Source organism: Micromonospora sp. WMMB235 (assembly GCF_001855515.1).
Lineage (GTDB): Bacteria > Actinomycetota > Actinomycetes > Mycobacteriales > Micromonosporaceae > Micromonospora > Micromonospora aurantiaca.
This window is the reverse complement of the sequence record NZ_MDRX01000001.1, coordinates 548,518-571,615: the sequence shown is the minus strand read 5'-3', so window position 1 is coordinate 571,615 and position 23,098 is coordinate 548,518. Positions and strand designations below refer to the sequence as shown.

The 23,098-nt window shown below is 74.0% G+C and carries 23 protein-coding genes and 1 riboswitch; of the genes, 9 read left to right on the top strand and 14 right to left on the bottom strand.

Annotated elements, in window-relative coordinates; translation table 11 throughout:
• Window positions 1-102 precede the first annotated feature (102 nt).
• Window positions 103-1,737, top strand: coding sequence for a glucose-6-phosphate isomerase (gene pgi / locus BFV98_RS02235; protein ID WP_071098718.1), 1,635 nt, complete (start codon window positions 103-105; stop codon window positions 1,735-1,737).
• A gap of 46 nt (window positions 1,738-1,783) precedes the next feature.
• Here pgi and BFV98_RS02230 read toward each other — a convergent pair whose 3' ends face one another.
• Both BFV98_RS02230 and BFV98_RS02225 read right to left on the bottom strand, forming a co-directional pair.
• A complete protein-coding gene (locus BFV98_RS02230; RefSeq protein ID WP_013286745.1) occupies window positions 1,784-2,194 on the bottom strand; it encodes a hypothetical protein in 411 nt (136 codons plus the stop codon).
• A gap of 37 nt (window positions 2,195-2,231) precedes the next feature.
• Complete coding sequence (locus BFV98_RS02225; RefSeq protein WP_071094646.1) at window positions 2,232-2,774, bottom strand: GNAT family N-acetyltransferase; 543 nt, start codon at window positions 2,772-2,774, stop codon at window positions 2,232-2,234.
• Between the two features lie 59 nt (window positions 2,775-2,833).
• Here BFV98_RS02225 and BFV98_RS02220 point away from each other — a divergent pair, with 59 nt between their 5' ends.
• Entirely contained in the window at window positions 2,834-4,168 is a 1,335-nt protein-coding gene (locus tag BFV98_RS02220; protein WP_071094644.1) for an SWIM zinc finger family protein, read from the top strand.
• Entirely contained in the window at window positions 4,165-6,714 is a 2,550-nt protein-coding gene (locus BFV98_RS02215) for a hypothetical protein (protein ID WP_071098717.1), read from the top strand. The genes BFV98_RS02220 and BFV98_RS02215 overlap by 4 nt, the downstream gene beginning before the upstream one ends.
• A 76-nt stretch (window positions 6,715-6,790) precedes the next feature.
• Here BFV98_RS02215 and BFV98_RS02210 read toward each other — a convergent pair whose 3' ends face one another.
• Window positions 6,791-8,035, bottom strand: coding sequence for a hypothetical protein (locus BFV98_RS02210; protein ID WP_013286749.1), 1,245 nt, complete (start codon window positions 8,033-8,035; stop codon window positions 6,791-6,793).
• Window positions 8,036-8,216: 181 nt separating this feature from the next.
• Between BFV98_RS02210 and BFV98_RS02205 the strand changes: the two genes are divergently transcribed.
• The 6 genes from BFV98_RS02205 to BFV98_RS02185 all read left to right on the top strand — a co-directional run bounded on the left by BFV98_RS02205 (window position 8,217) and on the right by BFV98_RS02185 (window position 13,283).
• Complete coding sequence (locus BFV98_RS02205; protein ID WP_013286750.1) at window positions 8,217-9,692, top strand: NAD(P)/FAD-dependent oxidoreductase; 1,476 nt, start codon at window positions 8,217-8,219, stop codon at window positions 9,690-9,692.
• A gap of 108 nt (window positions 9,693-9,800) precedes the next feature.
• Window positions 9,801-10,451, top strand: a complete 651-nt coding sequence (locus BFV98_RS02200; RefSeq protein ID WP_013286751.1) for a hypothetical protein — start codon at window positions 9,801-9,803, stop codon at window positions 10,449-10,451.
• 55 nt (window positions 10,452-10,506) lie between these two features.
• A riboswitch (SAM riboswitch) is annotated at window positions 10,507-10,617 on the top strand.
• Window positions 10,618-10,650: 33 nt separating this feature from the next.
• Window positions 10,651-10,776 carry a hypothetical protein gene (locus BFV98_RS32535; RefSeq protein ID WP_013286752.1) on the top strand — a complete coding sequence of 42 codons (126 nt, stop codon included), beginning with the start codon at window positions 10,651-10,653 and terminating at the stop codon, window positions 10,774-10,776.
• 109 nt (window positions 10,777-10,885) lie between these two features.
• Window positions 10,886-11,740, top strand: a complete 855-nt coding sequence (locus tag BFV98_RS02195; protein WP_013286753.1) for an ABC transporter substrate-binding protein — start codon at window positions 10,886-10,888, stop codon at window positions 11,738-11,740.
• Window positions 11,741-11,778: 38 nt separating this feature from the next.
• The gene (locus BFV98_RS02190; protein WP_013286754.1) at window positions 11,779-12,549 is read left to right on the top strand and encodes an amino acid ABC transporter permease; all 771 of its coding nucleotides are present in this window, start codon (window positions 11,779-11,781) and stop codon (window positions 12,547-12,549) included.
• A complete protein-coding gene (locus BFV98_RS02185; protein WP_013286755.1) occupies window positions 12,546-13,283 on the top strand; it encodes an amino acid ABC transporter ATP-binding protein in 738 nt (245 codons plus the stop codon). Before BFV98_RS02190 ends, BFV98_RS02185 begins: the two co-directional genes overlap by 4 nt.
• A gap of 13 nt (window positions 13,284-13,296) precedes the next feature.
• Here BFV98_RS02185 and BFV98_RS02180 read toward each other — a convergent pair whose 3' ends face one another.
• From BFV98_RS02180 to BFV98_RS02130, 11 genes are all read right to left on the bottom strand, one after another.
• The gene (locus BFV98_RS02180) at window positions 13,297-14,217 is read right to left on the bottom strand and encodes a carbohydrate ABC transporter permease (protein ID WP_013286756.1); all 921 of its coding nucleotides are present in this window, start codon (window positions 14,215-14,217) and stop codon (window positions 13,297-13,299) included.
• Entirely contained in the window at window positions 14,214-15,239 is a 1,026-nt protein-coding gene (locus BFV98_RS02175; RefSeq protein ID WP_013286757.1) for a sugar ABC transporter permease, read from the bottom strand. Before BFV98_RS02175 ends, BFV98_RS02180 begins: the two co-directional genes overlap by 4 nt.
• Window positions 15,236-16,915 carry an extracellular solute-binding protein gene (locus tag BFV98_RS02170; protein ID WP_071094643.1) on the bottom strand — a complete coding sequence of 560 codons (1,680 nt, stop codon included), beginning with the start codon at window positions 16,913-16,915 and terminating at the stop codon, window positions 15,236-15,238. The genes BFV98_RS02175 and BFV98_RS02170 overlap by 4 nt, the downstream gene beginning before the upstream one ends.
• Window positions 16,916-17,022: 107 nt before the next feature.
• Window positions 17,023-17,712 carry a RibD family protein gene (locus BFV98_RS02165; RefSeq protein WP_013286759.1) on the bottom strand — a complete coding sequence of 230 codons (690 nt, stop codon included), beginning with the start codon at window positions 17,710-17,712 and terminating at the stop codon, window positions 17,023-17,025.
• A complete protein-coding gene (gene ribA / locus BFV98_RS02160; protein ID WP_071094641.1) occupies window positions 17,709-18,338 on the bottom strand; it encodes a GTP cyclohydrolase II in 630 nt (209 codons plus the stop codon). Before ribA ends, BFV98_RS02165 begins: the two co-directional genes overlap by 4 nt.
• Before the next feature lie 69 nt (window positions 18,339-18,407).
• Window positions 18,408-19,349 carry a lysylphosphatidylglycerol synthase transmembrane domain-containing protein gene (locus BFV98_RS02155; protein ID WP_174361799.1) on the bottom strand — a complete coding sequence of 314 codons (942 nt, stop codon included), beginning with the start codon at window positions 19,347-19,349 and terminating at the stop codon, window positions 18,408-18,410.
• Between the two features lie 102 nt (window positions 19,350-19,451).
• Entirely contained in the window at window positions 19,452-20,261 is an 810-nt protein-coding gene (locus BFV98_RS02150) for a class I SAM-dependent methyltransferase (protein ID WP_071094640.1), read from the bottom strand.
• Window positions 20,258-21,295, bottom strand: coding sequence for a glycosyltransferase family 4 protein (locus tag BFV98_RS02145; RefSeq protein ID WP_071094638.1), 1,038 nt, complete (start codon window positions 21,293-21,295; stop codon window positions 20,258-20,260). The genes BFV98_RS02150 and BFV98_RS02145 overlap by 4 nt, the downstream gene beginning before the upstream one ends.
• 4 nt (window positions 21,296-21,299) lie before the next feature.
• Window positions 21,300-21,698 (bottom strand): 6-carboxytetrahydropterin synthase, encoded by a 399-nt coding sequence (locus BFV98_RS02140; protein WP_071094636.1) that lies wholly within the window; start codon window positions 21,696-21,698, stop codon window positions 21,300-21,302.
• A gap of 2 nt (window positions 21,699-21,700) precedes the next feature.
• Window positions 21,701-22,720, bottom strand: coding sequence for a zinc-binding alcohol dehydrogenase (locus BFV98_RS02135; protein ID WP_369830060.1), 1,020 nt, complete (start codon window positions 22,718-22,720; stop codon window positions 21,701-21,703).
• A 49-nt stretch (window positions 22,721-22,769) separates the two neighbouring features.
• Window positions 22,770-23,042, bottom strand: a complete 273-nt coding sequence (locus tag BFV98_RS02130; RefSeq protein ID WP_071094632.1) for a hypothetical protein — start codon at window positions 23,040-23,042, stop codon at window positions 22,770-22,772.
• Window positions 23,043-23,098 lie beyond the last annotated feature (56 nt).

The window sequence follows — 23,098 nt, the reverse complement described above, 5'->3', positions numbered from 1 at the left end:
GCCGCCGGGTCGCGTCGCGCGCGACCGGTCCGGGTGGCAGGCTTGTGAGGTTCGCCGGCGCGCGCCGGCCGACCGCCCGTCGTGAAGGAGAAGATCGACCCGATGGCTGTGGACGTCACCACCACCGACGAATGGCAGGCGCTGCGCAAGCACGCCGAGGCGATGCGCGCCACGCACCTGCGCGACCTGTTCGCCGCCGACGGGCAGCGGGGTGAGCGGCTCACCGGTGAGGTCGCCGACCTGCACGTGGACTACAGCAAGAACCTGGTCACCGACGAGACCATCGCGCTGCTCGGCGCGCTCGCCGAGCGGGTCGGCCTGACCGACCGGATCGCGGCCATGTTCGCCGGCCGGCACATCAACGTCACCGAGGACCGGGCGGTGCTGCACACCGCGCTGCGCCTGCCGGCGGACGCGTCGCTCACCGTGGACGGCCAGGACGTGGTCGCCGACGTGCACGCCGTGCTGGACCGCATGTCGGCGTTCGCGCAGCGGGTGCGCTCCGGCTCGTGGCGGGGCCACACCGGCGAGCGGATCACCACCGTCGTGAACATCGGCATCGGCGGCTCCGACCTCGGGCCGGTGATGGCGTACGAGGCGCTGAAGGCGTACCGCGACGCGGGCATCAGCTGCCGGTTCGTGTCGAACATCGACCCGACCGACATCCACGACAAGACCGCCGACCTGGACCCGGCGAGCACGCTGTTCGTCGTGGTGTCCAAGACGTTCTCCACCCAGGAGACGCTCGCCAACGCCGACCAGGCGCGGCGCTGGCTGCTGGCCGGGCTGGACGCCGACGACGACGCGATCGCCCGGCACTTCGTCGCGGTCAGCACCAACGAGCAGCGGGTCCGCGACTTCGGCATCGACCCGGAGAACATGTTCGGCTTCTGGGACTGGGTGGGCGGACGCTACTCGCTGCCGTCCGCGGTCGGCCTGTCGGTCATGCTGGCGATCGGGCCGGACCGGTTCCGCGAGATGCTGGCCGGCTACCACGCGGTCGACGAGCACTTCCGGTCCGCCCCGGTGGAGCGCAACGTGCCGGCGCTGCTCGGCCTGCTCAACGTCTGGTACACCGACTTCCTCGGCGCGGAGACCCACGCGGTGCTGCCCTACTCGCAGTACCTGCACCGGTTCCCCGCCTACCTCCAGCAGCTCACCATGGAGAGCAACGGCAAGTCGGTACGCGTCGACGGCTCGCCGGTGACGTACCCGACCGGGGAGATCTTCTGGGGCGAGCCGGGCACCAACGGGCAGCACGCGTTCTACCAGCTCATCCACCAGGGCACCCGGCTGATCCCGGCGGACTTCATCGCGTTCAGCCGGCCCAACCACGACCTGGGCGACATGCACGACCTGTTCATGTCGAACTTCTTCGCCCAGACCGCCGCGCTGGCGTTCGGGCGGACCCGGGAGCAGGTGGAGGCCGAGGGCACCGCGCCCGAGGTGGTGGCGCACCGGGTGATGACGGGCAACCACCCGACCACCTCGATCCTGGCGCCGAAGCTCACCCCGGCGACGCTGGGTCAGCTGATCGCGCTCTACGAGCACATCACGTTCACCGAGGCCGCGATCTGGGACATCAACGCCTTCGACCAGTGGGGTGTGGAGCTGGGCAAGGTGATGGCCAACCAGCTCGCGCCGAAGCTCACCGGGCCGGACCCGGACCTGGCCGACGTGGACACCTCGACCGCCGAGCTGATCCGCCGCTACCGGGCCGAGCGCGGCCGGAGCTGACCGCGCGCCCGTGGCGTCCCGCGTAGACCGGGCGGGACGCCACGGGTCAGCGGCGCAGCAGGTCGGCGTGCGCGGCGCGCAGCCGGGTCAGCGCCGCGTCGCCGGCCGGCGCGCGGCGGTCGAGTTCGGCCCACGCCTCGGCGAGCGCGTCGGCCAGCGCCCGCAGCTCGGCGGCGTGCCGCCGGCTGGACTGCCGGTGCAGCTCCTCCAGGCGGCGGGCCCAGCCGGCGCTGATCGCGGCGACGCGTTCGGCGTCGGCGCGGGCCTGGGCGCCGGTGCGGGCGGCGGACGCGGGCACGATCGCGGCGACCGGCCGGGGATCGCCGTCGCGGGTGACGACTGTGACGGTGTCGGTCAGCTCGGCCAGGGAGACGAGCTGGGTGAGCCGGGTGCGGACCTCGCGCAGCGGCAGGGCGCGCGGCTGGGGGGACCGGTCGGCCAGTGCGGGGACAGCCATGGACAGATGTTCACGTCCGGGTACGACAATTTCCCGGTCAGGCGGTCCACTCCGGCGCCAGCACGGACCAGACCTCCAGGTCGGCGCGGCCGTCGGGCATCGGTGCGGCGCCGCGCATGACGCCGTCGCGGCTCATGCCGAGCCGCCGCGCGACGGCGATGCTGCGCTCGTTGCCGGCCTTCGTGACCCACTCGACGCGGTGGATGCCGCGCTCCCGTACCGCCCAGTCGATGACGAAGCGGGCGGCGCGGGTGACCAGGCCCTGTCCCTCGGCGCCGGGTTCCAGCCAGCAGCCGGCCTCGCACACCCCGCGTTCGGTGCTCAGCGACACGAACAGCACGCCGCCGACGAGCGTGCCGCGCTGCCAGATGCCCCAGATGCCGCCGTCGTCGCGGGCCCACCGGTCGGCGTACGCCTGGAGGACCTTGCGGGCCGACTCGGCGTCGGTGGCGACGAAGGACGCGCCGACCCAGGGCGAGATGTGGTCGCGGCAGCGGTCGAGGTTGGCCAGGAACTCGTCGGCGTGCCAGGGCGACAGTGGACGCAGCTCGGCGTCGTCGGTGAGGGCGTGGGCGAACATCAGGGGAAGCTAGCAGGACCGTCGCGCTTTTGTCGGTCGGTCCCTCTACGGTCTGCGCCGTGAACGCCGTCCAGACGTACCGATATCTTCAGCCGTCCGCGCTGCGCGCCGCCGGTCTCGACCTGCAGACCTGCGGCGGCCCGGCGGCCAACCCGCGCTTCTTCGCCGGTTTCCTCACCGCTCCCGCCGCGGCGGCGGCCGGGCTGCTCGCCGTCGCCGAGGTGGCCCGCACCCGCTACCACCAGCCGGTCAACCCGGCCAGTCTGGACCCGGTGGTGACCGGCAGCCGCGGCCGCCTGCGGTTCGAGTCGTTCTCCGGCTGCTGCGGGGTGTACGCGCGGATGGACGTGCTGCCGGCCGGGCTGGACGGGGAGATCAGCGGCCACGGCACCACGAACGTGGACGTGAACCCGCCGCTGCGGGAGGCGCTGGCCCGGGTGGGCGGCATCGAGCCGCTGCACGTGGCGGTCGGCCCGGACGACCTGACCGTCTCCACCATGGACGGCTCGGTGGTCGAGCGGAAGGTGCCGCTGCCCGGCCGCTGGCTGCGCGGCTTCGCCGAGGTGCACGTGCTCACCGCCGGCTTCGAGCCGCGCGCCGAGATCGCGGCGGCGGAGGCGGCGGCGTTCCTGCGCCGGCTGCCCGCCGCCGGTGACCGGAGTGTGCTGTGGGCGGTGCCCGCCGGGCGTACGCTGCGGCTGACCTCCCGCCCGGTGCCGGGCGCTGTCTGCCTGGCCGGCGCGGGCCGGCTCGCGGCGCTGCGCGGCGTGCTGCGGCACGCGCGCACCCTGCGGGTGTACGGCCCGGCGGTGCGCACCGGTTCCCCCGCCGTGCCGAGCACGTGGGAGCTGGACACCGGGGCGTTGCGGCTGTCGCTGACGCTGTCCCCCGAGCCGTACCGGGGGTTCTCCGGTGAGGGCGCCGCACTGGCGGCGCTCGCCGGTGACGACGTGGTCGACGACGCGGAGCTGGTCGGCGCGCTGCTCAACTGGGATCCGGCGATCGACGTCGCCGCGCTGGCCGACGCCGCCGCGCTGCCCGACGAGCGGGTGCGTGCCGCGCTCGCCCAGCTGGGCACCGCCGGGCGGGTCGGGTACGACGTGGCGGACGGGGCGTACTTCCACCGGGTGATGCCCTACGACGCGGGCCGCGCGGAGCGGGACAACCCGCGGCTGGTCGGCGCGCGTGCGCTCGTCGAGCGCGGCGCCGTCGAGCGCGACGGCGAGAACGCGACGGTACGCACCGATGCCGAGACCTACCGGGTACGCCGGCACCCGGACGGCGCGTACTCCTGTTCCTGCCGCTGGTGGGCGCGGCACCGCGGGCAGCGGGGGCCGTGCCGGCACGCGCTGGCCGTGTCGATGGTCGCGGCGCCGGTGGGGGCGCTGTCGTGACCGGCTTCGCCGAGGCGGTGGTGCGCGGCAGGATGTCGCAGGTCCGGTCGGCCCTGGCCGGGTTGGACGAGCCGGCCCGGCGGGCACTCGGCGACGAGCTGGTCGCCGACGTGCGCCGCAGGCGGGACGCCTGGTGGTGGCAGGGCGAGGCGGCGACGCTGGCGGTCGCAGCGGTGGGGACGCTGAGCACCCCGACGAAGGTGGCCGCGCTGCTCGGCCGCCGCTCGGTCTGGCTGAACGGCGTCGACGCGGCGCCGGTGGTCGACGTCGCCCGGGAACGCGGGGTGACCTGGCTGGCCGACGTGGCGTACAAGCTGGCCGACCGGCTCCCCCGGGACCGGATGGTCGCGGGCTGGCGGTTCGTCGCCGGCCTCCTGACGGCCGAGAAGGCTCCGCCGCCGACCGGGGACGACTTCGTGCGAGGCTGGGCCGCGGCGCAGGGCTGGCCGGACCCGCGCGGGACGCGACCGCCGACCGTGGACCGGCTGCGCGCGGACCCGTTCCTCGACGCGCTGTTGCCGCGCCTGTTCGAGGTGGACGGGGTGGGCACCGAGCTGGCCCGCGGCGACGGTACGGGCACGGAGGCGGTGCCCCGGGCACTGGTGGCGCTGGCCGCGGAGGGCCGGCTCGACCGGGCGGTCCTGCTCAACGGCGTCCTGGGCAGGCTGCTGCGCGGCGACCGGCCGGGCGCGCTGCGCCCGTTCCTGGTCCTGCACGACCTGCTGGCGCCGACCCCGGACGAGGTGGCCGTGCGGTCGAGCGCCTACCTGCGGCTGCTCGCCGACGGCCCCGGGCCGGTGGCCCGCGCCGCCCAGCGGACGCTGCGGCAGGCCGGTGACGTCGCCGAGCCCGAGGCGCTGTGGGAGGCCGCCCGGACGGTGCTGGCCCGGCCGGAGAAGGCGCTGGTCCGGGCGCAGGTGTCCTGGCTCGACCGGCTGGCCCGGCAGCACCCGGACCGGGCCCCGGAGATCGGTGCGGTGCTCGCCGTGGCGGCCGGCCATCCGGACGCCGGCCTGCGTGAGCGCGCGCTGACGCTGGCGCAGCGCCACGGTCACCGGCCGGTGGCCGTCGCCTCAGTGGCCGAGGCCCGCGACGACCTGCCGCCGCCGCTGCCGGCAGCGGCCGCGCCGCCGCCGATCCAGGACGTGGACGAACTGGTGGAGGAGGTCGCGGCGTCGCTCGGCCGACGCTGGCCCGCGCTGACGGCGGAACGCGTCATGGACGGGCTGGTCCGGCTCGGCACCGCCGACCGCGAACGGCTCGCGGCGGCGCTCCCGCCTGTGGTGCGCCGCGAGCGGGTCGGCGCGTACGACCATCCCTGGTCGGTGTTCAACATCTCGGTCCAGATGCACGGGCTCCTGCTGGCCGTCTGCGGCGCGGCCGAGGCGGCGACCCGGCGCGACCAGTGGAGCACGCTGCTGGCCGAGTCCCGCCCGCGCGCGCCGCTCCCGTTCCGGGGTGGTCCGCCGGTTCCGGCCACACGCCGGCCCGCGCCCGTCCAGCTCGCCTGCACCCGGCTGGCCGAGATCGGGCAGCGGCTGGACGGACGCGACGATCCGGGCCTGCTGTCCGCGCCGACCTCGGTCACCGGGGCGATCGAGCCGGTGGCGCTCTACGAACGGCTGGCGGCGCTGGGTGACCGTCCGGTGTGGCGCTGGGATCTCGCGCAGGCTCTGCTGCGCCTGCCGGCCGGCGTCGACGGGCCGCTTGCCGAACGCGCCGCGGCGCTGCGCACGCCGGCCGGTGACGAGCTGGCCCGCTGGCTGCGCGGCGACGCCGTGCCGGCCCCCGCGCAGCAGGTGGTGACGGTGGGCCGGCGGGCGCGGTCGGCCGGGTACGACTGGGGCTACGACCAGTTGCCCGAGGGCCGGACGCTCGTCGCGCTCACCCCGCCGGACGGCGTCGAGGACCGGCTCGGCCTGCTCACCCTGACGCCCACGCCGATCGGCCGGTGGACCGACGGCTGGGGTGACGTCTGGCCGGCCGTCCTGCCCGGCCACCGGGGCGTGGTCGCCGCTCACCTGCTGCCCGAGGTGGCCGGCGCGGCGCAGGAGGACACCCTCGGGCACGCCGCGGCCCTGCCGGTGCTGGCCGAGTGCACGGGCGCGGGCGGACCGGCCCTCGATCTGGCGCTGGCCTACGGGTTGTGCGCCCGCCACGAGGCGGACCGGGTGGCCGCGCTCGACGCGGTGCTGATCCTGGCCGCCGCCGGTGACCTGGACGCGCCGGCGACCGGCGGGCACCTCGGCGCGCTGGCGTCCGGCGGGCAGGTGACGCTGACCCGGGCGGTCACGCCGCTGCGCGACGCGGTGGCGGCGGGCGCCCCGCTGAGCGTGTGGCGGCTGCTCGCCTCGGCGTTGCCGCCGCTGCTCGGCGCGCCGACGCCGCCCCGGGGCACGCCGGACCTGCTGGCGCTGGCGGCGGACACGGCGACCGCGACGGGCGTGCGGATCGAGGTACCGGGGCTGGCCGACGTGGTGGCCCGGGGCGGCGGCAGCCGGCTCGTCGCCGAGGCCCGCCGGCTCACCACCGCCCTGGCCGCCTGAGCCGGCACGTCGTCGCACGGGCTGGCGTCGTCGGGTGTCAACCGCCGGGCAGCGCCCACGGCCACAGCCACGGCGGTCAGATGATCAGGTGGGTCCAGTACGTGAGCCAGACCGCGAACAACGCGCCCTGGAGCAGCGCCAGCGCGGCGGTGAGCCAGCCGTCGAGGCCGGGCCGCCGCGACCAGCGGGCCAGCACGAACGCGACCGGGAAGGCGGCGAGCAGGTAGCGCAGCAGGCTCTTGTACACCGGCGGCCCCATCGACAGCGGCACCAGCACCATGACGAGCGTGTAGACCAGGTACGGCCAGTCGGCGCGGCGGCGCAGCCCGACGACCGCCACCGCCAGCGTCGCCACCGCGATCCAGACCCGCAGCGCGTCGGCCGAGTTGCCGCCGGTCAGCGCGGACGCGGCCGTCGCGATCGGGTTCTGCAGCCGGATCCCCCAGCCGGTCTCCTGGGCGTGCTGGTAGGCGAACCAGTCGCCGCTCTGCCAGCGGCAGAAGGCCATGAACGTCAGCCAGCCCGCCGGGACCAGCAGCAGCGGCCAGCCCTGCCGCAGCAGCCGCGGCCACGCCCGGGGTCCGGCCCGCCAGCCGTGTTCACGCAGCAGCACCAGCGCCAGCGGCACCACCACGAGGAACCCGACCGAGCGGCTCATCGCCAGGAAGTAGCCGACGACGCCGACGAGCAGCCAGCGGCTCCGCTCGGCGTACCAGAAGGCGGCCAGCGCGAGGCAGACGAACAGCGACTCGGTCAGCGCCGCCTGGAACAGGAACGCCGTCGGCAGGAGCAGCAGGTACCGGACCGCTCGCCGGCCGTCGGCCGCTCCCGCGCCGCCGAGCAGCCGGCCCCCCAGCCGGTACGCGTAGTAGAGCTGGAACACCAGCGCCACGTTGCTCACGAGCAGCAGCGCCCATGCGGTGTGCCCGCCGAGCAGCGGCGCGAGCGGCCGGGCCAGGAACGGGTACAGCAGCGGGAAGCCGAAGTCGGGCCAGGGCCGGTCCAGCGGCAGCCGGGCCAGGTGCTCGTAGAGGAACGAGTCCCAGGCGAACCAGAGCGAGAACCAACGGTGGGACGAGATCGCGTCCTGCTGGGCCCGCATCGCGGTCTCGTCGGCCGGCGGCGCGCCCGGCACTCCGTCCCAGGCGGTGAGCACCAGCACGCCGATCAGGCTGAGCACGAGCTTCGAGCCGGCGAAGACGGCGAGCACGAATCCCCACGGCTCGGGCAGCCGGCGGGCGACCGAGACTCCCCGCGACCACCACCGGGTACGCCCGGCGCGCGCCCCGCCGCCGGGGTCGACCCGCCGTTCGTCCGCCATCGCGCTCCCACCGTCCGGCCCTCGGGCCGACTCGCCCGGCCGCAAAACCCGGTGCGCGTTCCCCGTCCGGACCGGTCCACACCCGGCGCAGCCGTCGCGGATCGGCGCTGATCGGCAGGTGAGGACGCCGCCAGGGTGGGTATGCGCGCTGCCGCATCGGCAGGCGGGGGGCGCGTACGGCATGGGCGACGGCGACGGGACCGTGATCATCGGGGCGGGGCCGGCCGGGCTGACCGCCGCGTACGAGCTGCTGCGGCACGGCGAGCCGGTCCGGGTCTACGAGGCCGACGACGTGGTGGGCGGGATCAGCCGGACGGTGGAGCGCGACGGCTGGCGCTTCGACATCGGCGGGCACCGCTTCTTCACCAAGGTGTCCCGGGTCGAGGACTTCTGGCACGAGATCCTCCCCGACGAGGACTTCCTGCTCAGGCCACGGATGAGCCGGATCTACTACCGGGGCGCGCTGTTCGACTACCCGCTCAGCGCCGGCAACGCGCTGCGCAACCTCGGCCTGCTGGAGGCGGCGCGCTGTCTGGGCTCGTACGGCCGGGCCCGGCTGCGCCCGCCGAAGGACCAGTCGCACTTCGAGGGGTGGGTGTCGGCGCGGTTCGGCTGGCGGCTCTACTCGATCTTCTTCAAGACGTACACGGAGAAGGTCTGGGGGATGCCGGCGGACCGGTTGCAGGCCGACTGGGCCGCCCAGCGGATCAAGAACCTGTCGCTGGCGACGGCGGTGCGCAACGCGCTGCTGCCCCGGCGCAACCGCACCGACGTGACCAGCCTGATCGAGGAGTTCCAGTACCCGAAGCACGGCCCCGGGATGATGTGGGAGCGCTGCGCCGAGGAGGTGGCCAAGCGCGGCGGCACCGTTCGTACCGGCGTCTGGGTGACCGAGGTGCACCGGGATCCGGCCGCGCGGCGGGCCACCGCCGTGACGGTGGCCGACGCGGGCGGGGAGCGCACCGAGCCGGCTGCGCACGTGATCTCCTCGATGCCGATCTCCGCGCTGGTGCGGGCGATGCGCCCGGAGGCGCCGCCCGAGGTGCGGGCCGCCGCCGACGACCTGCGGTACCGGGACTTCCTGACCGTGGCGCTGGTGGTGCCGGAGGAGTTCTCGTTCCCGGACAACTGGATCTACGTGCACGACCCGGCGGCCCGGGTGGGCCGGATCCAGAACTTCGGCTCCTGGTCGCCGTACCTGGTGAAGGACGGGCGGACCTGCCTGGGGCTGGAGTACTTCGTGTTCGAGGGCGACGAGATGTGGCGGACGCCGGACGCCGAACTGATCGCGTTCGCCACCGCCGAGCTGGAACGGCTGGGCCTGGTCAAGCCCGGGTGCGTGGAGGCGGGCTACGTGGTCCGGATGCCGAAGGCGTACCCGGTCTACGACGAGCGGTACCAGCGCAACGTCGACGTGATCCGGGACTGGCTCGCAGCGAACGTGCCGAACGTGCACCCGGTCGGCCGCAACGGCATGCACCGGTACAACAACGCCGACCACTCCATGCTCACCGCGATGCTGACCGCGGAGAACATCGCGCACGGCGCGGAGCACGACGTCTGGACCGTCAACGTCGAGCAGGACTACCACGAGCAGCGCAGCCCGTCGCGGCACGGCACCGGCCGGGACGCGCCGGTCGTCCCGGCCCGGCGGTGAGGCCCCGGGCGTGAGGTGGTCGTGACGGGCGGCGTTGTGCCGGTCACCTAGCGTGGACCGGGACCGGCCCCCTTCCGGCGTCGCCACCTCCGGGCCCTGCGAGGACTGATGACCTTCAGCATCGGCATCTTCGACCTCTTCACCTACCTCACCCCCGGGTCGCTCTACCTCACGCTGTCCGCCTACCTCGCGGTCCGGCAGGACTGGGTGCGGCTGGACGACCTGAGCCGGCAGCCCACGCCGCTGCTCCTGCTCCTGGCCCTGCTGCTCGCCTACGTGCTGGGCAACGCCACGTACGGCCTCGGTCGTGTCGTCGACCGGGCACTGCCGTTCTGGAACTGGGGCCGATTCGACGCCCGCCGGGTGTTCGCGGAGCAGGCCCTCGGCGCGGCCGGCTCGCGGATGCTCACCGCGCCCTGGGGGGTGCTGCTCGCAGCGGCCGAGTTGCACAACCGGGAGGTGGCCGCCGAGGCGACACGGATGCGGGCGATCGGGCTGATGATGCGGAACGCCACGGTGCCGCTGCTTCTCGGCGCGGTCCTGGCCGTTGTCGAAGCCGGTCGCGGGTTCGGCGGGACCGCGGCGGTCCTCGCCGGGCCGGCTCTGCTCGCCGTCGCGGGTGGCGCCGCCTGGCGGAGCGTCGTGCTGCGGTTCTGGGCCGAGTTGAAGACGTTGGAGATCTGCTTCGTCATCCCGGACATCGAGGACCGGCTCCGCGGTCCGGCCGGAACGGAACCGGCTGAAGGCCCCGGCGCGTGAGGGTGGTCATAACCGCTGGACGACCGCCGCGGCGGTGCTGCTAGCCTTCTGGGCAGGTCATGAGCGCCAGCGCGAAGCCCCGGCTCGCTGGCCGGCAACCCTCCTCCGCGGTGGGGTGCCCCGGGTGAAGACCAGGCACCGGCAGCCGCCGGTGCAAGCGTGGCCTGGCACCCAGGTCAGCACCAGACCAGGGAGACCGATGTCCGCACCACCCTCCACCCCATCCGGCGACGTCGCCGCGTACCCGGCCCGCTTCGCGCTGGTCAAGCGCCGCCATGTCGACCTGATGCGGGTGTGCAGCGACGCCTGTCGCCTCGCGCGCTGAGCGAACGCCACCCTCCTTTCCCCGATCCACCCTTCTCCGGCCCGGCCGTCCGTCCGGCGGGCCGGCGCCGACGCGCACCCCGCGCGTCCATCCACTCTGGAGAGACATCGTGCGTTTCCGTACCGTCCTGACCCGTGCCGTCGCCGTCGGCGCGGCCGCCCTGCTCGCCGTCACCGCGCTCACCGCCTGCGGCAACGACGACACCACCGCGGCCGACAACCCGTACGGCCTGCTCCAGCCCGGCGTGATCCGCGCCGGCACGCTCACCGACGCCCCGCCGAACGTCTTCCTGAAGGACGGCAAGTTCACCGGCTTCGACAACGAGCTGCTGCGTGCCGTGGCCGCCAAGATCGACCTGAAGGTGGAGTTCGTCGGCACCGACTTCTCCGGCCTGCTCGCCCAGGTCAACAGCGGCAAGTTCGACGTGGGCAGCTCCTCGATCACGATCACCGAGGCGCGGAAGAAGACAGTGGACTTCGGCAACGGCTACGACTTCGGCTACTTCGGCCTGGACGTGCCGGCCGGCTCACCGATCACCGGCTTCGACCAGCTCGCCGGCAAGCGCGTGGTGGTGGTCCAGGGCACCGTGCAGGACGACTACGCCACCAAGCAGAACCTCGACCCGGTGCGGGTGCCCGACTACAACAGCGCGATCAACCAGCTCAAGGCCGGTACCGCCGACGCCTGGATCGCCCCGGCCGAGATCGGCGACAAGTCCGCCGCCGACAGCAACGGCAAGATCAAGGTCGCGGCGAAGCAGCTCAGCCCCACCCCGACCGCGTACGCGGTGGCGAAGGGCGACGACAAGCTGCGCGAGGCGCTGAACAAGGGCCTCGACGAGGTCATCGCCGACGGCACGTGGAGCCGCCTGCAGGCCGAGTACTACCCGGGGCGGCCGGTCCCGGCCGACTTCAAGCCGGGCAGCGGGTCGGTGGCGGTGCCGTCGCCGTCGGCCGCCTCCTGAACCGGTAACCGAGCACGAGCGGGGCGGACGGAGCGGACATGGATCCACTGAGCACGCTGTGGGAGACGTTCTTCGACTGGGACTCGATGCGCGAGGCGCTGCCCGAGATGCTCACCGTCGGGCTGCCCAACACGCTCACCCTGGCGGTCTCCGCCGCCCTGCTCGGCTCGGTGCTGGGCATGCTGCTGGCCGTCGCCGGCATCTCGCGTACCCGATGGTTGCGGTGGCCGGCGCGGGTCTACACCGACGTGTTCCGCGGCCTGCCGGCCGCGGCGACCATCCTGCTCATCGGCGTGGGCCTGGCGCCGCTCGGCATGCAGGTGTGGGGCCCGAACCCCTATCCGCTCGGCGTGCTGGCGCTGTCCCTGATCGCCGCCGCCTACCTCGGTGAGATCTTCCGGGCCGGCATCCTGAGCGTCGAGGCCGCCCAGTTGGAGGGCGCGCGGGCGCTCGGCTTCTCGTGGGGTGAGGCGATGCGCCTGGTGATCATCCCGCAGGGAGTACGCCGGGTGCTGCCCGCCTGGGTCAACCAGCTCATCGCGCTGATCAAGGACTCCAGCCTGGTCTACTTCCTCGGCCTGCTGGCCAGCCAGCGGGAGCTGTTCCGGATCGGGCAGGACTACGCGGCCAACACCGGCAACCAGTCCGCGCTGCTGCTGGCCGGGTTGTTCTACCTGGTGCTGACCGTGCCGCTGACCCACGCGGTCAACTGGCTGGACCGGCGCCTGCGGCAGGGCCGCCCCGCCGCGCCGCCCGAGCCCGACACCGAGCCGGCCGACCTCACCCCGTCCGGAAAGGACCCGCGATGACCACCACGACCTCGGTCAGCCTGGCCGTCCGCGACGTGCACCTGGCCTTCGGCGCGCACCGGGTGCTGCGCGGCGCGGACCTCGACGTGGCCCGGGGCCGCGCGGCCTGCGTCATCGGCCCGTCCGGCTCCGGCAAGTCGACGCTGCTGCGCACCGTCAACCGGCTGATCGAGCCGGACCGCGGTGACGTGCTGCTGGACGGGCGCAGCGTGCTGCGCGACGACCCGGACGCGCTGCGTCAGCGCATCGGCATGGTGTTCCAGCAGTTCAACCTGTTCCCGCACCTGAGCGTGCTGCGCAACATCACGCTGGCGCTGCGCAAGCTCAAGAAGCTGAGCGAGGACGAGGCGGTGGCGCTGGCCCGCGCCCAGCTCGACCTGGTCGGCCTGGCCGGCAAGGCGGACGCGCGGCCCGCGCAGCTCTCCGGCGGCCAGCAGCAGCGCGTCGCCATCGCACGGGCGCTCGCGCTGCGCCCGCAGGTGATGCTGTTCGACGAGGCGACCAGCGCGCTGGACCCGGAGCTGGTCAAGGGCGTACTGGCGGTGATGGCGGACCTGGCCGCCGCCGGGATGACGATGGTCGTGGTCACCCACGAGATGGGGTTCGCGCGCAGCGTCGCCGACACGGTGGCGTTCATGGACGCGGGCGTGGTGCTGGAGGCCGGGCCGCCGGAGGCGGTGTTCGAGGCACCGGAGCACCCGCGGCTGCGGCGCTTCCTGTCCCAGGTGCTCTGACGGACCTGCGGCCTCAGCCCTTCACCGCGCCGATCAGCACGCCCTTGACGAAGTGCCGCTGGATGAACGGGTAGACAGCGACGATCGGGGCGACCGTCAGCACCACCACCGCCATCTTGATCGCCTCGGTCGGCGGCATGGTCACCCCGCTGCTCGCGCCGGAGGTGTGCGGGGCCTGCCCGGCCAGCAGGTAGCTCTGGAGCACCCGCTGGATCGGGTACATGTCGTTGCGGTCGATGAACAGCAGAGCGTCGAACCAGACGTTCCAGTAGCTGACCGCGTAGAACAGGCCGACCACGGCGATCACCGCGCGGGACAGCGGCAGCACGATGCGCGCGAGCGTCCGGAAGTCGCTCGCGCCGTCGATGCGGGCGCTGTCCAGCAGTTCCGACGGGATGCCCTGGAAGAACCCGCGCACCACGACCAGGTTGAACACGCTGATCGCCGGCGGCAGGACCAGCGCCCAGATGGTGTCCTTCAGGCCCAGCCCGGTGACCACCAGGTAGCGCGGCACCAGCGGCGGATAGACCAGGAACGGGATCAGGAAGTACGCCAGCAGCCAGCGGTGGCCCAGCGAGCCCGGCCGGGACAGCCCGTACGCGGCGAGCACGGTGACCGTCAACGCGATGGCGGTGCCGATCACGGTGACGAGCGTGCTGATCCACAGCGCCCGGGTGACCGCGCCACCGGCGAAGATGGTCTCGTACGCGGACGTGTCGATCCCCCGGGGCACGACCACCAGGCCGCCGGCCCGCGCGATGGTCTCCCGGGAGGAGAGGCTGGTCACCAGGATCACCCAGAGCGGGAACAGCACGCCCGCCACCAGCAGTGTGAGCGCGACGGCCTTGAGCCCCTGGCCGACCGGGGTGGGCGGTTCCTGCCACACCGGCCGGCGGGATCGGGTGCCGGACGCCCGGCGGATGAGCGTGGTCATGACTTCGAGTAGATCCCTCGTTCGCCGAGCATGTGCGCCACGCGGTTCGCGGCCAGGATCAGCACCAGCCCGATGACGGCCTTGAAGAGTCCGGCCGCCGCGCCGTAGCCGTAGTTCCCGGTGGCGATGGAGAAGTGGTAGACGAAGGTGTCGAGCACCTCGGCGGCCTGCCGGCCGACGGCGTCGCGTTGCAGCAGGAACTGCTCGAAGCCGACCGAGAGCGCGTCGCCCAGGCGCAGGATGAGCAGCAGCACGATCACCGGGCGCAGGCCGGGCAGCGTGATGTGCCACAGCCGCCGCCACCGGCCGGCGCCGTCCGCGGCGGCGGCCTCGTAGAGATTCTGGTCGATGGTGGACAGCGCGGCGAGGAAGACGATGGTGCCCCAGCCGACGTCCTTCCACACCGCCTCGACGGTGACCAGGACGATGAACGTGTCCGGGTTGGTCATCACGTTCCACGGTTGCATCCCGGCCTCGCGCATGCTCTGGGCGAGCAGCCCGGCGCCGCCGAGCATCGCGACGAAGAACGTGACCACCAGCACCCAGCTGAAGAAGTGCGGCAGGTAGACGATCGTCTGGATCAGGCCGCGCAGCCGGCTGGACATCAGGTTGTGCAGCGCGATGGCCAGCAGGATCGGCAGCGGGAAGAAGAAGACGAGCTGGAACGCGGTGATCGCCAGCGTGTTGCGGAACGCGTCCCAGAACGCCGGGTCGTCGAACAGCAGCTGGAACTGCCCGAAGCCGATCCAGTCGCTGTGCAGGAACGCCTGCCACGGGTTGTCGCCCAGGTACGGGTTGTAGTCCTGGAACGCGATCACGTTGCCGGCGATCGGCAGGTAACTGAAGATCAGCAGCACGAGGAAGCCGGGCACCACCATGGCGAGCAGTTGCCAGTCCCGGCGCAGCCGGGTGCGCAGCGGCACCCGGCGGCGGGACGGGCGACGGCGGGGCGGACGGCCCGGTGGGGCCGGCGCGTCCGGCCGGGCCCGTTCGGGCCCGGCCAGGACGGCCGGCTCGTTCACCGGCCCTCCTTGGGCAGCGAGTCGGCGAGCAGTTTGCGGGCCTCCTCGCCGCCGTTCGCCTTCCACTCCGCGACGATGGCGTCCACGTCGCTCAGCGGTCGGCGACCGCGCAGCACGTCGGTGAACTTGTCCTCGGTGGGCACCTGGTTGGCCTTGTAGGCCGCGGGCATCTCCAGCTTCACCCCGGCCCAGGGGTTGGGCTCCATGTGCTTGACCATCTCGTTGGAGTACGCGAGCACGTCCGGCACGAAGCGCGGGGTGTCCGGGAACGGCCCGATGGTGGGGTTGCGGCCGCTGATGAAGAAGTACTGGTTGGCGATCTCCTTGAACGCCAGGTCGGTCTTGACGGGACCGTTCGGCGACGGGGTGTGGTGTTTGCCCGCGACGCCGAAGTCCCGTAGCTGGGCCTCCTGGCTGCCCAGCGGCGCGGAGCACCAGTTGATGATCCGCAGCAGTTCCTGAACCCGGTCCTTGCCGAGGCCCTTCTTGACGAAGGTGTAGGAGATCGGCTCGTCGTCGCCCCAGACCAGCGGGTCGCCGCCGGTGGCGGAGAAGATCGGCACCGGCTGGATGTTCAGCCTGGGGTTGGTCTTCTGGTGCTCGGCCTGGGCGCCCTGCCAGAATCCGACGCCGTCCTGGTGGAACACGATCGCGCCGTTCTTGGCGAACAGCTGCTTGGCGTCCGCGCCCTTGCTGGCCACGATGTCCGGGTGGACCAGGCCGTCCGCGTAGATCTTGGCCATGACCTCCAGTGCGCGGCGGAACTCCGGGGTCTCGTACTTGAACTCGGGGGTGCCGTCGGGCTTGACCCGCCACCCGCCCTTGTGGCCCGGCACCTTGTGGAACATCTGGATCATGGCGAAGACGTCGTTGAACGCCCACACCTTGCGCGCCGGGTCGGTGACCTGCTTGGCCACGGCGAGCAGGTCGTCGAGGTTCGCCGGCACGGCCAGGCCACGCGCGTCGAGCAGGTCCTTGCGGGTGAACAGCGCCCAGGGGAACGGCCCGTCCGTGGGGTTCGGCACGGACATGATCCGCTCGTTCCAGACCGCGCGCCGCCAGGCCCCGGTGGGGAAGCTCGCCAGCATCGGGTACGCGCCGGCGGCGTCGCCCTTGAGGTGGTCGGTCAGGTCCTCGAAGAGCACCTTGATCGCCTCGGCGAAGCGCGGGATCTTCTCCACCTCCCACCCCGGCACGCACAGCAGGTCCGGTACGTCCCGCGCGCCGAGCATCGCGTTGAGCTTGTCGGCGTAGGTGGCGCCGTCCTGGATGGTGAAGTTGACGGGCACGCCCAGCTCGGCGTTCACGGCCTGGAGGTAGGCGCTCTGCGCGACTCCGGGCGGCGCCGGCCCCCAGGCGGGGGTCATCGCGGTGACCTGCTTGCCGCTGGTGCCGGGCTTGTCGGTGATGGCGTCGACGAGGTTCGCCGGATAGCGGGTGTAGCCGTCGGGCACCGGACGGGTGCCCACGATGTCGGGCTTGACGGCGCCGGGCAGGTCCTTGCGGGTGGGCAGCAGGCCGGAGACGGCGTCGAGGTCCTGGGCGGCGCCGGAGCCGGCCGGCTTCTCCGAGCAGCCGGCGAGCAGCGGGCCGGTGGCGGTGGCGGCCACGCCGAGGCCGACCAGGCCGAGGAAGCGGCGGCGGGAGGAGCCCGGGTCGGGGTGGTGCGCGGTCATCGGTCCCCCTTCGGGAAGGGAAGCGCAGTGGATTAGTTCGTATGGATGGTCAACAAACTAATCACGTCGATGAGCTTGCACAAGGGCGGACCGGATCGACACGGCGGTCAGGCCGGGCAGCGGTCGGACAACGCGTAGCGGGTGAGGACCACGTCGCCGATCTGGCGCACCTCGACCACCCGGGCCCGGCGCCCCGGGTGCCACGGGAAGTGGCCGTCCCCGACGAAGCGCGGCGCCCGCCCGTCCCCCACGAAGAACGGCGCCACCACCAGGTGCAACTCGTCGGCCAGGCCGGCGGTCAGGAACTGGCGGTGCACCGAGCCGCCGCCCTCCACCATCAGGCGCGCCACCCCGCGCCCGGCCAGGTCGGCCACCACCGCCTCCGGAGTGGCCGGATCACCGGCGTCCACCACCGTGGACACCGCGCCCACCTGCTCGCGGGCCTTGTCCACCACGCCGCTCGGGCAGTACACCAGCTTGAGCCCGTCACCGGCGGTGAAGAACCGGGCCTGCGGATCGAGGTCGCCGCTGCCGGTGACAGTCACCTTCACCGGCGACGGCGGCAACCCGCGCGCCACCCGCTCGGCGCGCCGGCGCTCGCTGCGCACCAGCAGGCGAGGGTCGTCGCGGCGGACGGTGGCCGCGCCCACCATGATCGCGTCGCACCCGGCCCGGGTCGCGTCGACCCGGTCCAGGTCGTCGTCGTTCGACAGCAGCAGCCGCTCGGTCGTCGCGTCGTCGATGTAGCCGTCGATCGACATCGCGCAGCTGAGCAGCACGTACGGGCGGGTCGTCACGGCACGAACGGCAGGTCGAGGGCATGGTCGGCGCGGGTCACCTTGGCCGCCAGATAGCCCGCGTTCGCCGGTGACAGGTGCACACCGGTGGACACCCGGTCGGCCACCGTCACGCCCAGCCGTTCGAGCTGCGCCGCCTTGTCCGGGTTGTTGCTGAGCAGGGCCACCCGGTCCACGCCCAGCGCGGCGAGCATCTGCGCGGCCACCGTGTAGTCGCGCTCGTCCGCACCGCGCCCGAGCGCCAGGTTCGCCTCGTACGTGTCGAGGCCGCCGTCCTGGAGGGCGTACGCGTCGAGCTTGGCGTACAGGCCGATGCCGCGCCCCTCCTGCCGCAGGTAGAGCAGGTAGCCACCGGCCTCGGCGATCCGCTCGACCGCCTCGCGCAACTGCGGGCCGCAGTCGCAGCGCTGGCTGCCGAACACGTCCCCGGTGAGGCACTCGCTGTGCGGGCGGACCAGCGGCGGGTCGGCTTCGGCGTGCTCACCGAGCCCGAACGCCAGGTGCTCGCGGCCGTCGACGAGACCGTGGAAGGTGTGCACGCGGGCCGTGGTCACGTAGCCGTCGGGGAACCGGAGCGGAACCGTCACGCGGGTCCGGACCGTCGCGGCGGGCAGCGTTTCGTCCATGGTTCTCCTGTCCTCCGGTCGCCGGGCGGACCCGGCGACGCACACCTCGCTCCCCCACCGTAGGCGGGATCACCGACAGTTGCCGGGCTCGCGCCGAGGCATCCGCCGTGCCAGCAGCACCGCGGCGCCGGGAAGGCTGGCCACGAGGACCAGCGCGCCGTACACCGTGCCGGTCGCCACACCCTGCGCGGCGGTCAGCCCGGCCGAGGCGAACGCCCACGCGGCCACTCCCTCGCGCGGCCCGAAACCACCGACGTTCAACGGCACCGCCATGGCCAGCAGGGCGAGCAGCGTCAGCGGCAGCAGGTGCGACAGCGGTGCCTCCGCGCCGGCCGTGCGGGCCGCCACCACGAACGTGGCCAGGTGACCGGCGAACACCACGGTCGAGGCGACCACCACGCCGGCCCAGGTCCGGCGGCCCAGCACCCCGGAGCGGACGTCGGCGACAGCCGTCCGGGCGGCCCGGGCGAGCCGGGACGCCCCGGAGCGGGGCACCGCGCGGGCGGCGAGCACCAGCGCCAGCGCGACCACGGCGAGCACGGCCGCGAGGGCCGGCAGGTACCGGCGCACCGGCGACGGGAACGCGGCGAGCAGCGCCACCGCGATGACCACCTGCACCACCTGCCCGGCGGTGCGCTCCCACACCACCGCCCGGACGCCGCGGGCCACGTCCCCGGCGTCGCGGCCGTGCCGTACCGCCCGGTGCACGTCGCCGAGCACGCCGCCGGGGAGCGTGGAGTTGAGGAAGACCGCCCGGTAGCAGTGCGCCACCGCGGCGCGCATCGGCAGCCGTACGCCCAGCCCACCGGCGACGAGCGACCAGCGCCAGGCGCAGCAGACGGTGGTGATCACGCCGATGCCGAGCGCGGCGGCCAGCGCCGGCGCGTCGATCAGCCGCAGCCCGGCCAGGAACGGGCCGGTGCCCACCGAGGCGACGAGCGCGGCGAGCACCGCCAGCCCGAGCAGCGGGCGTACCCAGGCTCCGTTCAGCCGGGCCCGGCGTGGCCGGATCGGTACGGATGCGACGGCCGGTACGGGTCCGGCGACGGCGACGTGTGACAAACGGTCCTCCCTTGTTCCCACCGGTTGTCACGTGCCAGCAGCCGGTACGGTTCAGCCGGCGAGCAGGTCGGCGTGGTGCAGCACCACCTCGAGCCGGCCGGCGGCGGCCTCGGTGAGCCGCCACTTCTGATACGTCGCGGCGGGCCCGGACAGATGCGGTCGTTCCTCGACCGCCGCGTCGACCCAGCCGGTGAGCCACTCCGCGGCCAGTTCCGCCTGCTCCGGGCCCAGCCGCCACGGGGTCGGCCGCACGAGCGTCTCGACGCCGTGACGGCGGAACGCGGCCACCGTGACGTCCACGGCGTCCGGCCCGAGCAGGACCCGGCCGTCGACGGTACGACGCTGGTGGGCGTTGAACGCGGCGGTCAGCTCGGCGTCCAGCGGGTCCGGCGGAGTGAACTCGGCCCGTCCGGTCACGGTGAGCGCGAACAGCGTCGGGTGGCCGGCGCAGGCCGCCGCCATCCGCTCGACCTCCTCGGCGGTGAGCATGTCCAGCAGCGCGGACGCGGTGACCAGGTGGGCGTCGGCCAGGTCGGCGGCGGTCAGCCGGGTGACGTCGGAGCCGCGCGTGGTCACCGAGACCTCGGTGCCGTCGGCGGCGGTGAGCCGTCCGGCCCGGGCCAGCGCCAGCAGGTCCGCGTCGCGTTCGTGCAGCACCCAGCGCTGCGGGCCGGGCAGCCGGGGCGCGAGCCAGCGGGCCATCGAGCCGGTGCCGCTGCCCAGGTCGTGCACGACGATCGGCCGGCCGGCGGGCAGCCGGTCGCGGACCGCGTCGGCCAGCTCGGCGCTGCGGGCCGCCGCGTCGGCGGGCTCGCGCAGTCGTAGCCAGTCCGCGAAGCCGGGCGGGAGTGAGGTGGTCATGCCGCGGTCGCCTCCTTGAGTGCCGTCGCCAGCCGGTCCACGGTGACCGGCCAGCCGGTGAGGGTGTGCCGCCGCTGCCGGGCGGCGCGGCGCAGCCGGTCCCGCAGGCCCGGGTCGGTGAGCCAGCGGCGCAGCGCCGCGGCGGTCGCGCCCGGGTCACCCGGCGGCACCAGCAGGCCGGGTCGCTCGCCGCCGGGGGCGTGCCCGAGCGTGTCCGGCAGGCCGCCGGTGTCGCTCGCCAGCACCGGTACGCCCCGGGCCAGCACCTCGGTGACCACCATCCCGTACGTCTCCCGCCGGGAGGGCTGAACCAGCAGATCGGCTGCCGCGTACGTGGCGGCCAGGTCGGGTCCGGTGCGCGGACCGGTGAGCCGGACCCGGCCGGCGAGACCGGTAGCGGTGAGCCGTCCGCGCAGCCGGTCGGCGAACGCGCGGTCCCGGTCCGTCGGACCGACCCAGTCGCAGGTCCAGTCCAGGTCGGCCACCTCGGTGAGCGCGGCGGCGAGCACGTCGTGGCCCTTCACCGGGGTGACCGCCGCGACGCAGAGCAGCCGTCCCCCGCCGGGCGTGCCGTCGGCGACGGGCGCCGGGTCGACGCCGGGTGGCGCGACGGTCACCCGTTCGGGGCGCAGCCGGTAGCGGTCGAGCAGCCGGTCGCGGGTCCACGCGCTGGTGGCGACCACTGCGGTGGCCGCCGCCAGTGACCGTGCCTCCGTCTCGCCCTCGATCGGCAGGTGCACCAGGATCACCAGGCGCAGCCGCGCGGCGTGCGGGGCGAGCACGTCCGGCACGGTCGAGGCCACCAGGCCGTCGAGCAGCACCGGGACGCCGTCGGGCAGCCCGCCGAGCAGCCCGGCCAGGTCGGCGCGTTCCCGTGGCCCCGGGTGTGGCCAGCCGCCGGGGACCATGTGCTCCCGTACCGTCCAGCCACGCGCGGCCAGGCCCCGGCAGGCGTGCCGGTCGTAGGCGTTGCCGCCGCTGGGGTCCGCCGGGTCGTCGATGTCGCCCGGCAGCACCACGTGGACGACTGTCATCCGGTCAGAGCGACCGCTCGTAGCTCGCCCACGCGATGTGCGACTCGTGCAGGGTGACGGTGATCCCGGCGAGCCCGCGCGCGCCCTCCCCCAGCCGGCCGGCGTGCACCCCGTCGGCGAGTCGGTCGGCGATCGTCCGCGCGAGCACCTCGGTGGTGGTGTTCACCCCGGTGAAGGCGGGCTCGTCGTCGAGGTTGCGGTAGTTCAGCTCGGCGAGCACGGCCTTGAGCTGCTCGGTGGCCAGCCCGATGTCGACCACGATCCCGTCGTCGTCCAGCTCGGCGCGGCGGAACGTGGCGTCGACGACGAACGTCGCCCCGTGCAGCCGCTGGGCCGGGCCGAAGACCTCGCCGCGGAAGCTGTGGGCGACCATCATGTGGTCCCGGACGGTCACGCTGAACACGATCACTCCTCGCCGTAGGTGATGAGATGGCACAGCGCCGGCAGCTCGCCAGAGGCGAGCCGGTCCAGCACGTCGGGCAGGTCGTCGAAGCGGGACCGGCCGGTGAGCAGCGCGTCGAACACCGGGTCGGCCAGCAGGTCCAGGGCCAGCGCGAGCCGGTCGGCGTAGCTGCGGCCGGCCCGCCGGGGCGACACGGTGCCGACCTGGCTGCTGCGGATGCCCAGCCGTCGGGAGTGGAACGCGCCGCCCAGCGCCAGCGTGACCGGCCGGTCGCCGTACCAGCTCAGCTCCAGCACCGTGCCCTCGGGGCGCAGCAGTTCCAGGCCGCGTTGCAGCCCGTCGGCGGTGGCGCTGGCGTGCACCACGAGGTCGCGCTCGCCGGTCGCGTCGGCGGGCGTGGCGAAGCCGGCGCCGAGCGCGGAGGCCACGTCGGCGCGGGCCGGGTCGGCGTCGACGAGTTCGACCCGGACGCCGGGGAAACGGGCCAGCAGCGCGGTGACCGCGCAGCCGACCATCCCGCCGCCGATCACCGTGACCCGGTCGCCGACCAGCGGCGCGGCGTCCCAGAGCGCGTTCACAGCGGTCTCCACGGTGCCGGCCAGCACCGCGCGCTGCGCCGGCACACCGTCCGGCACGACGGTCACGGCGTCGGCCGGGACCACGTACGCGCTCTGGTGCGGGTAGAGGCAGAAGACGGTACGGCCGAGCAGCCGCTCGTCGCCCGCCTCGACGGTGCCGACGCTCAGGTAGCCGTACTTGACCGGGGCCGGGAAGTCGCCCTCCTGGAACGGCGCCCGCATCGCGTCGTGCTGGTCGGCCGGGACGCGGCCGGTGAACACGAGCGTCTCGGTGCCGCGGCTGACGCCGGAGAAGCGCGTGCGGACCAGCACCTCACCGGGGCCGGGCGCGGCGAGCCGGACCGGCCGGATCTCGCCCTGGCCGGGGGCGCGGAGCCAGAACGCGTGGGCGTCGACCGTCACGAACTCTCCTCTTCCCCGCATTCCGACCGAGTTGTCGATCATAAACACGGAAGCGGGGCGTCCACGGTTCGAACCGCCCGCGACCCGATGCTCAGGCGGCGCGCCGACGCTGCTCCGTACGCCAGGTCTCGGGCTCGGCCCGGTCGGCGTGCCGGTCCCCGGCCAGTTCCATGGCCCGGTGGGCGGCGGTCAGCGCGTCACACGGCGCTACCTGGCCGTCACACAGCAGGCTCTCGCACCGGCCGGACTCGTCGGGCCGGTGGGCGACTGCAACGTCGTACGCGGCCCGCCAGAGCAACGGGTCGGTGACTCCCCGTGGCAGGTCGGCGTCCAGACTGGACCTGTTGCGGATCGTGTCGGGCACCGTGTCCCCCTTTGCGTCGTCGCTACCGTCCCAGTGACCGGTTGAGCGCAGATCAA

Coding starts and splice junctions, on each gene's coding strand:
- pgi (WP_071098718.1), top strand. CDS start 103: ATGGCTGTGGACGTCACCACCACCGACGAATGGCAGGCGCTGCGCAAG.
- BFV98_RS02230 (WP_013286745.1), bottom strand. CDS start 2,194: ATGGCTGTCCCCGCACTGGCCGACCGGTCCCCCCAGCCGCGCGCCCTG.
- BFV98_RS02225 (WP_071094646.1), bottom strand. CDS start 2,774: ATGTTCGCCCACGCCCTCACCGACGACGCCGAGCTGCGTCCACTGTCG.
- BFV98_RS02210 (WP_013286749.1), bottom strand. CDS start 8,035: ATGGCGGACGAACGGCGGGTCGACCCCGGCGGCGGGGCGCGCGCCGGG.
- BFV98_RS02205 (WP_013286750.1), top strand. CDS start 8,217: ATGGGCGACGGCGACGGGACCGTGATCATCGGGGCGGGGCCGGCCGGG.
- BFV98_RS02200 (WP_013286751.1), top strand. CDS start 9,801: ATGACCTTCAGCATCGGCATCTTCGACCTCTTCACCTACCTCACCCCC.
- BFV98_RS32535 (WP_013286752.1), top strand. CDS start 10,651: ATGTCCGCACCACCCTCCACCCCATCCGGCGACGTCGCCGCGTACCCG.
- BFV98_RS02190 (WP_013286754.1), top strand. CDS start 11,779: ATGGATCCACTGAGCACGCTGTGGGAGACGTTCTTCGACTGGGACTCG.
- BFV98_RS02185 (WP_013286755.1), top strand. CDS start 12,546: ATGACCACCACGACCTCGGTCAGCCTGGCCGTCCGCGACGTGCACCTG.
- BFV98_RS02180 (WP_013286756.1), bottom strand. CDS start 14,217: ATGACCACGCTCATCCGCCGGGCGTCCGGCACCCGATCCCGCCGGCCG.
- BFV98_RS02170 (WP_071094643.1), bottom strand. CDS start 16,915: ATGACCGCGCACCACCCCGACCCGGGCTCCTCCCGCCGCCGCTTCCTC.
- ribA (WP_071094641.1), bottom strand. CDS start 18,338: ATGGACGAAACGCTGCCCGCCGCGACGGTCCGGACCCGCGTGACGGTT.
- BFV98_RS02150 (WP_071094640.1), bottom strand. CDS start 20,261: ATGACCACCTCACTCCCGCCCGGCTTCGCGGACTGGCTACGACTGCGC.
- BFV98_RS02145 (WP_071094638.1), bottom strand. CDS start 21,295: ATGACAGTCGTCCACGTGGTGCTGCCGGGCGACATCGACGACCCGGCG.
- BFV98_RS02135 (WP_369830060.1), bottom strand. CDS start 22,720: ATGATCGACAACTCGGTCGGAATGCGGGGAAGAGGAGAGTTCGTGACG.